Consider the following 14,542-nt stretch of genomic DNA (forward strand, 5'->3'; position numbering starts at 1 on the left):
TCACTTCCTGATCAGGAGGTCGAGCAGGCGCTGGCGGCCCGGCCCGAAGGGCGGACGCACCAGGGCGCTCGAATCGATGAAGGTCTGGCGATAGATCGCGCGCGGCGTCGAAAAGCGGCGAAAGCCGTCGGCGCCGTGATAGGCGCCCATGCCGCTGGGCCCGGTCCCGCCGAAGGGCAGGCTTTCGATCGTGTAGTGCATGATGACGTCGTTGATCACCACGCCGCCCGACGTCGTCTCGCGCGACAGGCGCCGCGTCTCGGCCCGGTCGGTGCCGAAGTAATAGAGCGCCAGGGGGCGCGGCCGGGCGTTGACCGCCGCGACCGCCGCATCGAAATCGGTGCAGGACTTCAGCACGATCAGCGGGCCGAAGATCTCTTCCTGCATGATGCGCGCATCGTCCGGCGGATCGACCACGACGGTGATCGGCATGCGCCGGCCCGCCGGCTGGGGCCTGTGTCCCGGCGCCCTCAGGATGGCGGCGCCCCGCTCCTCCGCGTCGCTCAATTGCCCGGCGAGGCGCGTGTAGTGGGCGGTGTTGATGACGGCCGAGACATCGGGGCTGTCGGTGCCGCCGGGCGCCATGCGCCCGATTTCCGCGACGAGGGCGTCGGCGAGCCCCTGACGCGCGGCCGCCGGCACCAGGATGTAATCGGGGGCGAGGCAGACCTGACCCATGTTCAGCATCTTGCCGCCGATGATGCGGCGCGCCGCCATGGCGAGATCCGCGCCACGGCCGATGACCACGGGCGATTTCCCGCCCAGTTCCAGCGTCACGGGCACCAGATTGTCGGCGGCGGCGCGCATGATCAGCTTCGCCACCTCGCCGCCCCCGGTGTAGATCAGGTGATCGAACGGCAGCTTGCTGAAAGCCTCGCTCACGGCGCGGCCGCCGGTCGCCACCCCGATCTCGTCGGCATCGAAGCGTTCGGCGAACAGGTCGGACAGCAGCGAGGCCGTATGAGGCGTATGTTCCGACGGCTTCAGCATCGCGCGATTGCCGGCCGCCAGGATGCCGGCCAAAGGCGCCACCAGCAGATTGACCGGGAAGTTCCACGGCCCCATCACCCCGACCACGCCCACCGGCTGATGAAGGACCCGCGCGCTGGCGCCCAGAAGCGACAGATGCAGGGGCAGTGGCCGGCGCTCGGGCCGCATCCAGGCCCTGGTCCGGCCGCGCGCGTGCTTCAGCGCCTCGATCGTGGTGAAGATCTCGGCGATCATGGTCTGATGCCAGGACCGGTGGCCGTAGTCGGCGGCCACCGCCTCGGCGATCCGCGCGCGATTGTCGACGAGGAGAGCGATGCAGCGGTTCAGGCGATCGATGCGGCGCGCCGCCGTCGGATAGGGTTCGCCGGCGGCGCCCGACCGTAACCGGTCGAGACACAGGCGCAATTCATCCTCGGGGCCGGCGCCGGGCAAAGCGCCGCCTTCGACCTGCTTCGTTCTCATCAGGTGTCCTCGAAACTCTCGGATTTTCGTGCTGTCGGGCGCCGAGCGCTCGCCACCCGGCACAAAGGGCTAGGCCCCGGTCCCCTCGGGTCTTCGACCCGTCATCGTCGCTCTGGACATATGCCCCCCCTCCTTTATGGCCAATTTTTTGGCTCGTTCTAATTCTGCACTTTAGAAACTATTTACGTCAAACATCTTTGGTATCTGCGATCGATTAATCCGCCCACTCTGGTTCATTCCTGGGGCACCCGGACCGTGAGATGGTTCAATGCCGGATCCAGGGTGATCTGGCAGGCGAGACGGGTTCCGGGCGGGTTGTCGTCGAAGAAGGACAGGAGATCGACCTCGAGTCCCTCGGCCTCGCCGACCAGGGCCCGGAAGGCGGCGTCCTCGACCACCACGCGGCAGGTGCCGCAGGAACCGGCCCCGCCGCATTCCCCCAGGATGCCGCGCACGTCGCAGGCCCGACCGATTTCCATCAGCGTCTGGCCGCAGGGCGCGTCGAGGGTGCGATGCACCCCGTCCATCTGGATGAAGGTGACGGTGATTGACGACATTCCGATTGCTCCGAGGCCGCCGGCCGAAGCCGGCCGGCGGGAAGAGAGAGATCCGCCCCGACCCTGACGGCCGGGGCCTGGATGGGGATCAGCGCGCCTTCGGCACGAATTGGAGCGAATTATGCTCCGGCCCATGGTTCAGCAGGCTGACGCCCTGCCAGCGGATGGGCGCGGCGCGGCGCACGGCCGCATAGCGGTCCAGCAGCTCCAGCACCGTCATCTCCGCCTCCAGGCGGGCCAGGGGCGCGCCCAGGCAGCGGTGGATGCCGTGGCCGAAGCTCATCTGGCGGTTGCCGTTCGGACGGTCCATCTTGAACGCATAGGGGTCGGGAAAGACGTCGGGATCGTAATTGGCGGCGCCGAAGAAACAGGCGACCCAATCGCCGCGCTTGATCCGGGCATGGCCGATCTCGACGTCGCGCGTCGCCACCCGGAACAGGCGTTGCGGCGGCCCGTGATAGCGCAGCGTCTCCTCATAGACCGCATTGAAGCGCGACCGGTCCTCCTGCAACGCTTCCCAGACGCCGGGTTCGTCGGCCAGCACCGCGAACATGTTGCCGAGAAGGAAACTGGTGGTTTCGGCCCCGGCCACGGTCGCGGTCACGCAGAAGCGGATGATCTCTTCCTCCGTCAGGCGTTCGCCGTCGACTTCCGTCTCGATGAAGGCGTTCAGCAGGTCGCCGGGCGAGGCCTCGCCCCGCGCCCGTGCCGCCATCTGCTCCCGCACATGCGTCGTATAGAATTCCGAAACTTCCAGATTGCACGCCTGGCGCTCCTCGGCCGACAGATCGGCGGACAGCATGAAGGCGGTGGCCCAGCGCCGGATGTCGCGGTCGCGTTCCTGCGGCACCCCCATCACCAGCGCGATCACCCGCGCCGGCAGCAGGGCGCAATAATCCGCCATCACGTCGACCGCGCCGCCGGGCGCCGCCTGGTCGAAGAAGGTTTCCATGGTATCGCGCGCCAATTCGCGCACCGCCGGGCCCAGGGACTGGATCGCCGCCGGCGAAAACGCCTTGGAGGCGATCTTCCGCAACCGGGTGTGTTCCGGCCGGTCGTGATTGACCAGCATCAGGGTCGGCGCGGTCGATTGTTCCTGCAGGCCGTCGCGGGACGAGAACGTGTCGTGATCGAAGGCGACGCGCGAAACGTCGGCATGGGACAGCACCACCCAGGACGGCTCCGGCAGGTCGACGCCCGGAACCGTGCCGGGCGGATAGTCGCGATAGCCATAGAGCGGCGCCGCCGCCCGCAGTTCGTCGTAATAGGGAAAGGGATTGCGCACCACTTCCGGGCTGTTCAGCATCTCGACCGTGAAGGCCTTCGCGGCGGGTTTACCCATTGTCATGTTATTCACTTTCTTATCGACATTGTTTCCTCCGGAAATAATATGGCGAGGGCGAGACGATGCGTCAATCGACAATCTGATCGACGGCGCCCGCCCGCCCAATCCGCAACGACACGAGGAACGACAGGCAATGCGCGGCCAGATGATGAATTTCCCCCTGACCATCCCCTCGATCCTCGAGCACGCGGCGGCCAATACGCCGGATCAGGAGATCGTCTCGGTCGAGGCGGACGGCAGCCGCACGCGCCTGAATTTCGCCGATCTCGCGCTCTGTGCCGCGCGCGCCGGGCGGTTCATGCTCGACCTCGGCATTGCCCCCGGGGCGCGGGTGGCGACGCTGGCGTGGAACACGCACCGTCACCTGGCGCTCTATTATGCCGTGCCCGGCATCGGCGCCGTGTGTCACACCATCAACCCGCGCCTCGATCCGAAGACGATCGTCCATATCGCGGCCGAGGCGGGCGATGTCGCGTTGTTCTTCGACGCCGATTTCCTGGACCTGGCCCGTGCGCTGCGCGATCAGGTGCCGTCGCTGCGCCACTTCGTCCTGCTCGGCGGCGCCGACGCGCATCCCGTGGCCGATTGGCCGGATCTGCTTCATTTCGACGATGCCGTCGCCGTCGCGCCGCCGCTTTCGGCCTGGCCCGCGGTCGCCGAGGATCAGGCGTCCGGGCTCTGCTACACGTCCGGCACCACCGGCAATCCCAAGGGCGTTCTCTACAGTCACCGCTCGACGGTGCTGCATGCCCTGGTGTGCGGCCTGCCCGGCAATCTGAACATCCGCGAGACCGACGCCGTGGTGCCGGTGGTTCCCATGTTCCACGTCAATGCCTGGGGCCTGCCCTATCTCTGCATGCTGGCGGGCGCACGGCTGGTCCTGCCGCGCAACCGGCTGGACGGCGCCAGCCTCGCCGCCCTGTTCAACGAGGAAGGCGTGACCCTGTCGGTCGGCGTGCCGACGATCTGGCTCGGGCTTGCGGAATTCATGCGCGCCAGCGGCACCACCCTGCCCCGCCTGGAACGCCTGATGGTGGGCGGAGCCGCCCTGTCGCGGAATCTGATCGCCCATTTCGAGGAACGCCACGGGATCGAGATCCTGCAGGGCTGGGGCATGACCGAAACCAGCCCCGTCTGCACCATCGGCACCCTGCGCCCGGCCGAAGCCGCCCTGCCCCAGGGCGAAAAGGCCGCGCTGAAACTCAGGCAGGGGCGACCGCTCTATGGCGTAAGGCTGAAGATCGCCGACGGCACCGAGGCGCCGGGCCTCACCCCCGGCGAACTGCTGGTGCACGGCGCCTGGATCGCCAGTGGCTACTACAATCGGGACGGCTCGGATTTTCAGAGCCGCTGGCTCGCCACCGGCGACATCGCCCAGATCGAGCCGGGCAACCGCCTGCTGCTGACCGATCGCGCCAAGGATCTGATCAAATCGGGCGGTGAATGGATCAGTTCCGCCTGGCTGGAGGAGCTGGCAATGCAGGTCGACGGTGTCGAGAGCGCCGCCGCGATCGCCGTGCCGGACGCGACCTGGGGCGAGCGGCCCATGCTGATCGTGAAGACCGAGGTGGGCGCGGCCGTGACGGACTCGGCGATCGTCGCCCATCTTTCCGGCAGCCTGGCGAAGTGGCAGGTGCCGCGGCGCATCGTCTTCGTCGACGCCTTTCCCCTGGGCGCCACGGGCAAGATCCTGAAGACCGAACTGCGCCGCCGCCATGGCGCATCGGCGTGAAAAATAGTTTCTTGTGAACAGGTTTTGATCACGCTACCGTGGCGGCTTCCGTCGGCCGTAACCAAGTCGAGGCCAGCTCTGTTTCCGGACACGCGCGTGATGTCGAAGTATAACCTCATCTATCCCATTACCCGCGAGAATGCCGCGCTCAATTTCCTCAAGCTCTTTTTTCCCTATCACTACACGGTCGGCATGGCCGTGGAGAAGAATTTGAGCAGCGGCATCCTCGATCGCCACCAGACCGTCATCATGTGGCTGATCCATTCGCGCGGTCATGAGGGGCGTGTTCTTCACCGCAAGGTGATCGAGCAGTTGATCATCGAATGGTACGAGTTGAGCAGCCCGGCCATTTCGAAGGCGCTGCGCAAATTGAGCCAGCCGCCGCTCGAATTCCTGACCATCGAGGAGAGCGCCGAGTCGGGCCGGGAGAAGGTGATTTCCCTGACCGACAAGGGCGTCCAGTTCATTTCCGAGATGATCGCCAACGGCGAACGCTTCATCAATGCAATCGTTCAGCACCTGACGGACGTCCAGATCCACACCGGCATGGAGTTCATGTCCCGCGTCGGCGAGGTGGTGGAACTGGAGATGGACGAAGACGAACGAAAGCCCGCCGTCGGCTGACGGCCCCCTGCCCGTCTCACCAGGCGTAATTGATCGCGACCGCCCCCTCGACGATGCCGTGGGTGGAACTGATCCGCTGGTCGGGCGACAGCGGATTGAAGCCGTCTTGCGACAGCGGCAGGGCATAGGTGATGCCGACGTCCAGGGTTACATCGTCGAACAGGGCCTGACTGAAGCCCGCGGCGACGTTGTGGCGCATGATCGCCGGCGCCATGGCGTTCAGCAGCGCGTCGCGACCGCCGTAGAGCTTGGTGGCATAGGCATAGCCGGCACGCAGCGCCAGGCTCTCGCTGACGCGATGCTCGGCCCCGAGGTGCAGGATCCATTGATCCTTCCAGCCGAAGCCCGCGCCCCCGTCGCTGCCCAGCATGGGATTTCCCGGCACCAGCGGATTGACGAAGCGATTTCCCAGCACCGGCACATCGGCATAGAACACGCCCTGGACATCGGCGGCGAGCGTCACATCCGCGACGGGATCATAGGCGATCCCCAGGGCCAGGATCGCCGGCAGGTCGAAATTGCCGCCTTCCGGCAAAAGGCCGCCGTATCGCTCGTAACGCTCCATGTTCGCCTCGGTCTGATAGGTCAGGCCGATCGCGACATCCTCTCCCTCGTAGTGGATGCCGATCTTGGCGGCATAGCCGAAGGCTTCGTCGATGCCGTTGTCGCCGATGTTCGCGGGATCGACGGAGGCCGGGGCCAGGGCGGTGAAACCCTTGGCCTTGAAGCGGGAATAGACCAGGGCCGGCGACACCCCGACGGACAGCGCCGGGCTCAGGCGATAGGCGATGGTCGGCGTCACGAAGAGGGCACTGGTGTCGAGCGTGCTCTCGCCGCCGCACAAGGGGCCCGAGGGCATGCCGAACGGGCAATTGCTGCGCGGGTGGCCGGGAAAGGCCACGCCCAGGCCGAACAGCCCATAGGCGGAAATCCCGACCGCCCAGCGCTCGTCGATGCGATGGGTGGCCGAGGCGAAGGGCACCTCGAAGAAGCGCTCCTTGTTGTCCGACCGGCCGGGCTCGAGCGGGAACGGCCCCGCGCCGGCGCCCGAGACCTCGAGATCCGCGGCCTGATAGAGAATCGTCAGGCCGATGGTGAGTTGATCGCCGACCACGACCGTCGCCGCCGGATTGTTGATGGCGGCCACCGCATCCCGCGCTATGGCCATGCCGGCGCCGCCCATGCCCCTGTCCTTGGCGCTGGTCCCGGTCAGGACCAGGCCGCCGCTGGCGCCCCACGCAGAACCCGCCCCGGCACAGAGAACCGTACCCAGGGCCGCCACACGCCACATCACCGTCCGCACACTCATGTCTTTCCCCCCATGCCACCGACCAGAATGGGTGTGTACGGGTGAAGACGGAATGCGATAGTTTGTGGTTAACCTGTGCAAAAAAATTCAATCAACGGATGGAAGCAGGCAACGGGATGGAAGCGTGAATGTATTGGGGCGATCTTCCCTTCATCATCGCCGTTCATCGGCACGGCACCTTCAGCGCCGCCGCCAAGGCCCTGGGCGTCACCCATACGACGGTGGCGCGCCGGATCAAGGGGCTGGAGCGCCTCTATGGTTCACAACTGGTCGATCCGGCGCGCGGCGGCATCGCGCTCACCGCCGCCGGCGAGACCGTGCTCGAGACGGCGCTGCGCATCGAGGATCAACTGCTGGATCTCGAGCGTGTCGTCTCGGGCAACGACACCCGCCTTGCCGGCGTGCTGCGTCTCGCCACCTGCGACGCCTTTGCCTGGCTCTATGCCGACGCCTTCCGCAGCTTCGGCGACCGCTATCCCCTCATCGAACTCGAGATCATCGCCGGCAACGAAGTCCTGAACCTGTCACGGCGCGAGGCGGACATCGCGATCCGGGTGACCAATACGCCCCAGGACAGTCTGGTCGGGCGGCGCATCAACAGGCTCGACCATGCGGTCTACGGCACCCATGACATGGCCGATCGGGCGAAGGCCGGACGCCACTATGTCGACCTGCCCTGGATCACCTATGCGACACGCCAGCCGACCCGCATGATCGATGCCTGGATGCAGGACAATCTGCCGAACGCCAAGATCGCGGCCCAGGTCGACACCACCCTGATCATGCTGCGCGCTGTCCAGGCGGGCATCGGCGTCGCCGTGCTGCCGACCGTGCTGGGCGACGGCTGCCCCAGCCTGGAACGCCTGTCGCCTCTCCTGCCCGAATTGCGTCAGGACGTCTGGCTGCTGACTCCGCGCGAACTGCTCACCACCGCCCGCGTCCGCGCCTTCTACGACCATATGGCCGGCAACCGTCCCCGCCACTGACAGGCCACGGGTATCGGCGGGCACGGGGTCTCAGAGCCGCGGCAGGCCGAGGCCGGCGGGCGGCACGGTGCCGGTCACGCCCGAAAAGCGGTAGCGGCTGCTGGGCGCCGTGATCCGCGCGGCCGAGGCGACCATGTTCAAGGACCAGGTACGCCGGCGCAGCACGATGCACGGCAGGCTGGCCGTCACCTGCAGCAGACGGGCGAGATCCGCCCCCGGCAGATCCGCCTCGAACACCTGCTCCGCCGCCTGCAGGGGGCCGAGCGACATCAGATGGTCGTAAGGCGTCACGCGGGTGAAATCCTGGGTCAGGAAATCGGGTGCGAAGGCGAGATTGGCGCAGCGGTCCTCGTGCTGCACCGGCACGCCGTCGGCCAGATGCAGCAGGACGGCGCGGCCGTAACGCTCCCCGGGGGCGAGGCCCATGAAGGCCGCCATGGCCGGGTCCGCCTCGGCCGCGAGGCGGATGACGCGGCAGCCATAGGCCTGGCCGCCAGCACGTACCGCCTCGGCGATATTGTTGATCTCGAACATCGCCTGTTCGGTCTTGCGGCTGGCGACGAAGGAGCCGACGCCCTGGACTCGGGTGACCGCGCCCGCCTGCTCGAGTTCGCGGAGCGCCCGGTTGGCGGTCATGCGCGAGACGCCGAAACGCTTGATCAGGTCCAGTTCCGAGGGAATGCGGTCGCCCGGGCGCAGGCGCCCCGCCTCGATCTCCCCGGTCACGAAAGCCTTCAGGCGCTGATAATGCGGCAGGGGTTGATTCATCGCCTCGGCTCTCGTCCACTACTTGACATGACATGTATATACATGATCGGATCGAAGGCAATCGAAAGCCGCCAACCCGAGGAGCCGCATCGTGGCACAAACCGCCGTTTCCCTGCCAACCCAAGACGTGGTCGACCGTTTCGAGCGCGACGGCGCAATCATCCTGCGCGGCGTGTTCAAGGATTGGGTGGAGGACCTGCGCCAAGGCACGGCGAAGCTGATGCAGGCGCCCAGCCCGCTGGAGCGGTCCTATCAGCCGGCCGACGGCAGCGCGCCCTTCTTCCAGGATCTGTGCAACTGGCAGCGCATTCCCGAATATCGCCGCTTCGTCGAGGACTCGGGCGCCGGACGCATCGCCGCCGCCCTGATGCAGTCGCGCAGCGCGCGCTTCTTCCACGACCACATCCTGGTCAAGGAGCCGGGCAATTCCATCGTCACGCCCTGGCATCAGGACCTGCCGTACTACTGCTGCAGCGGCGAGAAGAGCGTTTCCATGTGGATCCCCCTGGATCCGGTGCCGCGCGAGATCACCCTGGAACTGGTCGGCGGCTCGCACCGCTGGGGTCACAGCTACAAGCCCATGCGCTTCGACGGGACCGAGCTTTATGCCGGCGACAAGGCGCCGGTCATGCCCGACATCGACGGCCACCGCGCGGACTACGACATCCTCGGCTGGGCGGTGGAGCCGGGCGATGCGGTCTGCTTCCATTTCGCCACCGTCCACGGCGCGCCCGCCAATCTCTCGAAACAGAACCGGCGCCGCGTGTTCTCCGCCCGCTGGGTGGGCGACGGCGCGGTCTTCATCGACCGCGGCGGTAAGGGTTCGCCCCCGTTCCGCCACCTCGGCCTGAAGACCGGCGATGCACTGGAAGGGCCGGAATTCCCCGATCTGGCGGCTTGAGGCGCGGCGCCGCGCGGGTCAGAGCCGCGCGGCCAACAGGCCGTCCAGCCAGCCGGTGTTCATTTCCGGCACGGAGGAGAGCAGCACCTTCGTGTAGTCCTTGCGCGGCGGGAACAGGACTTCCGCCCGCGTGCCCCGGTCCACCACCCGGCCGTGGCGCATGACGACGACGTCGTCCGCGATCGCCTTCACGGTCGCCAGTTCGTGGGTGATGAAGAAATAGGACAGCCGCATCTCGCGCTGGAGCCGCATGAGGAGCTTCAGGATGCCCTCGGCGACGAGCTGGTCGAGGGCGGAGGTGACCTCGTCGCAGATCACCACCTCGGGTTCGGCGGCAAGCGCGCGGGCGATGCCGATGCGCTGCTTCTGGCCGCCCGATAATTCGCCCGGATAGCGGTCGGCGAAAGCCTTCGGCAGTTCGATCATGTCCAGCATCTCGGCGACCCGGCGCGCCACCTCGGCACGGTCGAGGCCGAGATAGAAGCGCATGGGCCGGCCGATGATGTCGCGGACCTTCTGGCGCGGATTGAGCGCGGTATCGGCCATCTGATAGATCATCTGGATGCGCTGGCGATCCTCGCGGCTGCGCCCGGCGAGCGTCGGCGACAGCGGCCCGCCGTCGATCAGCACGTCGCCCGAAACCGGCGGCAGCAGGCCGGCGATGACCCGGGCCAGGGTCGATTTGCCGGAACCGGACTCGCCGACCACCGCGACCGTGCGGCCGCGGTGGAGATCGACGCTGACGTCGTCGAGCACGGTCATGCCCCGGCCATAGGCGGCCGAGACCTTCCGCACCGACAGCACGGGATCGAGCGCGGGCGCCGGCGCCTCGGGCTTTTCCATGTGGCGCACGGCCCAGAGCGAGCGCGTGTAGTCCTCGCGCGGGGCGGCCATCATCTCGTCCGCCGGCGCCTCCTCGACCTCGCGGCCGTATTGCAGGACCTTGATGCGGTCGGCCATCTGGGCGACCACGGCGAGGTCGTGGGTGATGTAGATCGCCGCCGTCCGATATTGCCGCACCACGTCCTTGATCGCCGCCAGGACCTCGATCTGGGTGGTGACGTCGAGGGCCGTGGTCGGTTCGTCGAAGATGATCAGGTCGGGCCGACAGGCCATGGCCATGGCCGTCATCGCGCGCTGCAACTGCCCGCCCGAGACCTGATGGGGATAGCGAAAGCCGATGCGGTCGGGATCCGGCAGCTGCATGCGGCGGTAGAGCGCCTTGGCCTCCTCATGGGCCTCGGCCCTGGACTTCACGCCGTGGCGCACCGGCGCCTCGGCATATTGGTCGATCAGGCGGTGGGCGGGATCGAAGGCGGCGGCGGCGCTCTGCGCGACATAGGCGATGCGGGCCCCGCGCAGGCCGCGCTTCTCCGCCTCGCTCGCGGTGGCGAGATCGATGCCGTCGAACATTATGCTGCCGCCGGCGATGCGGCAGCCTTCGCGGGCATACCCCATGGCGGCCAGCCCGATGGTGGATTTGCCGGCCCCGGACTCGCCGATCAGGCCCAGGACCTCGCCCCGGTTCAGATCGAGATCGACGCCGTGGACGATCTCGCCCCAGTCGCCGGCGGCATTCCGCGCCTCGATGCGCAGCCCCCGGATCTCGAGCAGGCGATCGCCCTTCCGCCGCGCCGTATCGGTCATGACTTCGCCCCGCTCGCCTTGCCCAGCACCCAGTCGACCACGAAATTCACCGCCACCGTCAGGATGGCGATGGCGAGCCCCGGCAGCACGGGCGTGACGTCGCCGAAGGTGATCAGGGTCGCGTTGTCGCGCACCATCGAGCCCCAGTCGGCCAGCGGCGGCTGGATGCCGATGCCGAGGAAGGAGAGCGCGGAGATGAAGAGGAAGACGAAGCAGAAGCGCACGCCGAATTCCGCGATCAGGGGCGGCAGGACGTTGGGCAGCACCTCGCGCCGGACGATCCACCACAGGCTCTCGCCCCGAAGCCGTGCCGCCTCGACGAAATCGAGCACGACGACATTCATCCCGACCGAGCGCGCGAGGCGGAAGACGCGCGTCGAATCCAGCACCGCCACCACCGCGATCAGGACCGGGATCGAGGTGCCGAAGATGGTGAGCAGCAGAAGCGCGTAGATGAGCTGGGGGATCGCCATCAGGATGTCGACGATCCAGGACAGCACCATGTCGACCCAGCCGCCGCGCACCGCCGCGAACAGGCCCAGCAGGCCGCCGACGGAAAAGGACAGCGCCGTGATCAGCAGGGCGATGCCGATGGTGTTGCGCGCGCCGTAGATCAGGCGGCTGAACATGTCGCGGCCGATATTGTCGGTCCCGAGCAGGAAGGCGCCGCCCCAGGGATCATACTGGCTGGAGACGATCTCGGATTCGCCGAAGGGGGCGATCCAGTGGGCGAAGAGCGCGACGACGGCATAGCCGAGAACCACCGCCATGCCGAGCAGCGCCGTCGGCGGGATGCGGAAGAACTGGCGAAGGGCGCGGGACAAGGCTCTCTCCCCCTCAGCGCGGATGCAGCAGGCGGGGGTTGCTGACGATCGACAGCACGTCCGCCAGCAGATTGAGCAGGATATAGGCGGCCGCGAAGATCATGCTGGCCACCTGCACCACCGGCAGATCCCGCTTGGAGACGGAATCGACCAGCAACTGGCCGAGGCCCGGATAGACGAAGACCACCTCGACCAGCACGACGCCGACGATGAGATAGGCGATGTTCACCGCGATCACGTTGATGATCGGCGCCAGCGCGTTGGGCAGCGCGTGCTGCACGACGACGCGCCAGGGCGTGATGCCCTTCAGGCGCACCATCTCGATATAGGGCGTCGACAGGAGATTGATGATCGCCGCCCGCGTCATCCGCATCATATGCGCGGTCGTGCACATGGTGAGGGTGATCGCCGGCAGGAACAGGACATAGAGCCTTTCGCCGAACCCCATGCCGGCCGAGACCTGGGACAGGCTGGGGAACCAGCCGAGTTCGATCGCGAAGACGAGAACGAGGACATAGGAAACGAAGAATTCGGGAAAGGAGATCGCGCCGAGGGTCGCGGTGCTGATCACCCGGTCGAGAATGCTGTTGCGATAGAGTGCCGCGACGATGCCGAGGCCGACCGCCAGGGGCACCGCGATCACCGCCGCGTAACCGGCCAGGAACATGGTGTTGAACAGGCGCGTGCCGAGAATGTCGGCGATACGGATCTCGCCCGAGAGGGAATAGCCGAGATCGCCCTGCAGGAGCCCGCCGAGCCAGTTGAGGTAGCGGATATGGGCCGGCACGTCGAGGCCGAGGCGGCTGCGCAGCGCCGCCACCGTCTCGGGCGTGCCCGACTGGCCGAGCACGGCGGCGGCGAAATCGCCCGGCAGCAGTTCGACCCCGAAGAAGATGATGAGCGAGACCACGAACAGGGTGACGACGCCGATCGCGAGGCGCCGCGCCACCATGACGAGGATCGGCGGCATGCGGAACGCCCGGCGGGTCTCGGCGCCCGCCTTGCCGTCCTCGGCCGCGCTCACGGCAGCATTTTCCCCGGATTCATCAGGCCGTGGGGATCGAGGGCGGTCTTGATGGCGCGCATCGCAGCGACGGCGGGATCGCCCAATTCCTCCACCATGAACTTCCGCTTGCCGAGGCCGACGCCGTGTTCACCCGTACAGGTGCCTTCCATGGCGATGGCGCGCGCCGCCAGATCCTCGCTGATGCGCATGGCTTCGGCGCTCTCGGTCGGATCGTCGGGATCGAACAGGATGTAGAGGTGGAAATTGCCGTCGCCGACATGGCCGACCAGCGGCGCCGGCAGCGAGCAGCATTCGAGATCGGCCTTGGTCTCGGTGATGCATTCGACGAGCCGCGAGATCGGCACGCAGACGTCGGTCGACATGCCCCGCGCCCCGGGCTTCAGCAGTTTCGACGACGCCACCGCCATGTAGCGCGCATGCCAGAGGGCGCGTCGCTCCTCCTCGTTCGCGGCCCAGCGGAAATCGCTGCCGCCGTTCGCCTGAGCGAGGTCGCGCACGATCTCGATCTCGGCCGCGACGCCCTTGGGATTGCCGGCGAATTCGAGGAACAGCATGGGTTGCTCGGGAAAATCGGTCTTGCAGTAGAGGTTGATCGCCTTGAGCTGGACCTCGTCGGCGACCTCGATCCGCGACATGGCGATGCCGCATTGCAGGACCTCGACCACGGTACGCACCGCGTGTTCCATGTCGGGGAAGGAGCAGGTGGCGGCCGATACCTGTTCCGGGATCCCCGCCAGCTTCAGATTGAGTTCCGTGATGATGCCGAGGGTGCCTTCGGCGCCGACGAAGAGACGGGTGAGATCATAGCCCGCCGAGGTCTTCTTGGCGCGCTGGCCCGTGCGCAGGATCGAACCGTCGGCCAGCACCGCCCGGAGCGACAGCACCATGTCCTTCATGGTGCCGTAACGCACCGCATTGGTGCCCGAGGCGCGGGTGGAGGCCATGCCGCCGAAAGTCGCCTCCCCCGCCGGATCGACGGGAAAGAACAGCCCCATGTCGCGGATGTAGTCGTTCAACTCGCCCCGGGTGACGCCCGGCTCCACCGTGCAGTCCATGTCGTCCGGACGGACGGCGACGATCCGCTTCATGCGCGACAGGTCGATGGAGACGCCGCCCCTGACCGCCTGCACCTGGCCCTCGACAGAGGTGCCGGCGCCGAAGGGTACGATGGGCATGCCGTGCGCGGCGCAGATCTTCACCGCCTCGACCACATCCGCCTCGCTTTCGGCGAAGAAGACCGCGTCGGGCAGCGCCGTCGGATGCCAGGATTCGCCGTGACCATGCTGGTCCCGGATTGCCCGGGCGGTGCTGACCCGGTCCCCGAAGCGCGCCGCGAGCGCCTGGAGCGCCGATTGCCTGTCGTCCGTCAT

General features: G+C 67.2%; 13 protein-coding genes. 4 read left to right on the plus strand and 9 right to left on the minus strand.

The features are described from left to right. The 3 genes from L2U69_RS16740 to L2U69_RS16750 all read right to left on the minus strand — a co-directional run bounded on the left by L2U69_RS16740 (position 1) and on the right by L2U69_RS16750 (position 3,351). Positions 1-1,452: a coniferyl aldehyde dehydrogenase gene (locus L2U69_RS16740; RefSeq protein ID WP_236108278.1), complete on the minus strand. Its 1,452-nt coding sequence runs from the start codon at positions 1,450-1,452 to the stop codon at positions 1-3. Positions 1,453-1,685: 233 nt separating this feature from the next. Beyond that, positions 1,686-2,009 (minus strand): 2Fe-2S iron-sulfur cluster-binding protein, encoded by a 324-nt coding sequence (locus L2U69_RS16745; protein ID WP_236108279.1) that lies wholly within the window; start codon positions 2,007-2,009, stop codon positions 1,686-1,688. 88 nt (positions 2,010-2,097) lie between these two features. Beyond that, a complete protein-coding gene (locus L2U69_RS16750; protein ID WP_236108280.1) occupies positions 2,098-3,351 on the minus strand; it encodes a cytochrome P450 in 1,254 nt (417 codons plus the stop codon). A gap of 136 nt (positions 3,352-3,487) precedes the next feature. On the opposite strand from L2U69_RS16750, the gene L2U69_RS16755 reads away from it, so the two are divergent. Both L2U69_RS16755 and L2U69_RS16760 read left to right on the plus strand, forming a co-directional pair. Further along, positions 3,488-5,086: a long-chain-fatty-acid--CoA ligase gene (locus L2U69_RS16755; RefSeq protein WP_236108281.1), complete on the plus strand. Its 1,599-nt coding sequence runs from the start codon at positions 3,488-3,490 to the stop codon at positions 5,084-5,086. A gap of 99 nt (positions 5,087-5,185) precedes the next feature. Further along, positions 5,186-5,710 (plus strand): winged helix DNA-binding protein, encoded by a 525-nt coding sequence (locus L2U69_RS16760; RefSeq protein ID WP_236108282.1) that lies wholly within the window; start codon positions 5,186-5,188, stop codon positions 5,708-5,710. Positions 5,711-5,726: 16 nt separating this feature from the next. Here L2U69_RS16760 and L2U69_RS16765 read toward each other — a convergent pair whose 3' ends face one another. Beyond that, positions 5,727-7,019 (minus strand): OmpP1/FadL family transporter, encoded by a 1,293-nt coding sequence (locus L2U69_RS16765; protein WP_236108283.1) that lies wholly within the window; start codon positions 7,017-7,019, stop codon positions 5,727-5,729. A 128-nt stretch (positions 7,020-7,147) separates the two neighbouring features. On the opposite strand from L2U69_RS16765, the gene L2U69_RS16770 reads away from it, so the two are divergent. Beyond that, positions 7,148-8,005, plus strand: coding sequence for a LysR family transcriptional regulator (locus L2U69_RS16770; protein ID WP_236108284.1), 858 nt, complete (start codon positions 7,148-7,150; stop codon positions 8,003-8,005). A gap of 30 nt (positions 8,006-8,035) precedes the next feature. Here L2U69_RS16770 and L2U69_RS16775 read toward each other — a convergent pair whose 3' ends face one another. Then, a complete protein-coding gene (locus L2U69_RS16775) occupies positions 8,036-8,773 on the minus strand; it encodes a UTRA domain-containing protein (RefSeq protein ID WP_236108285.1) in 738 nt (245 codons plus the stop codon). Positions 8,774-8,864: 91 nt separating this feature from the next. On the opposite strand from L2U69_RS16775, the gene L2U69_RS16780 reads away from it, so the two are divergent. Continuing rightward, on the plus strand, positions 8,865-9,674 hold the full coding sequence (locus tag L2U69_RS16780; protein WP_236108286.1) for a phytanoyl-CoA dioxygenase family protein: 810 nt from the start codon (positions 8,865-8,867) through the stop codon (positions 9,672-9,674). 18 nt (positions 9,675-9,692) lie between these two features. Here L2U69_RS16780 and L2U69_RS16785 read toward each other — a convergent pair whose 3' ends face one another. Genes L2U69_RS16785 through L2U69_RS16800 form a run of 4 tightly spaced genes read right to left on the minus strand, consistent with a single transcriptional unit; the run spans position 9,693 to position 14,542 of the window. Further along, a complete protein-coding gene (locus tag L2U69_RS16785) occupies positions 9,693-11,321 on the minus strand; it encodes an ABC transporter ATP-binding protein (RefSeq protein WP_236108287.1) in 1,629 nt (542 codons plus the stop codon). Next, on the minus strand, positions 11,318-12,145 hold the full coding sequence (locus tag L2U69_RS16790; RefSeq protein WP_236108288.1) for an ABC transporter permease: 828 nt from the start codon (positions 12,143-12,145) through the stop codon (positions 11,318-11,320). The genes L2U69_RS16785 and L2U69_RS16790 overlap by 4 nt, the downstream gene beginning before the upstream one ends. Positions 12,146-12,158: 13 nt before the next feature. Beyond that, on the minus strand, positions 12,159-13,169 hold the full coding sequence (locus tag L2U69_RS16795; RefSeq protein WP_236108289.1) for an ABC transporter permease: 1,011 nt from the start codon (positions 13,167-13,169) through the stop codon (positions 12,159-12,161). Continuing rightward, positions 13,166-14,542 (minus strand): FAD-binding oxidoreductase, encoded by a 1,377-nt coding sequence (locus L2U69_RS16800; RefSeq protein WP_236108290.1) that lies wholly within the window; start codon positions 14,540-14,542, stop codon positions 13,166-13,168. Before L2U69_RS16800 ends, L2U69_RS16795 begins: the two co-directional genes overlap by 4 nt.

This window comes from Zavarzinia marina, from assembly GCF_021568905.1.
Classification (GTDB): Bacteria; Pseudomonadota; Alphaproteobacteria; order Zavarziniales; family Zavarziniaceae; genus Zavarzinia; species Zavarzinia marina.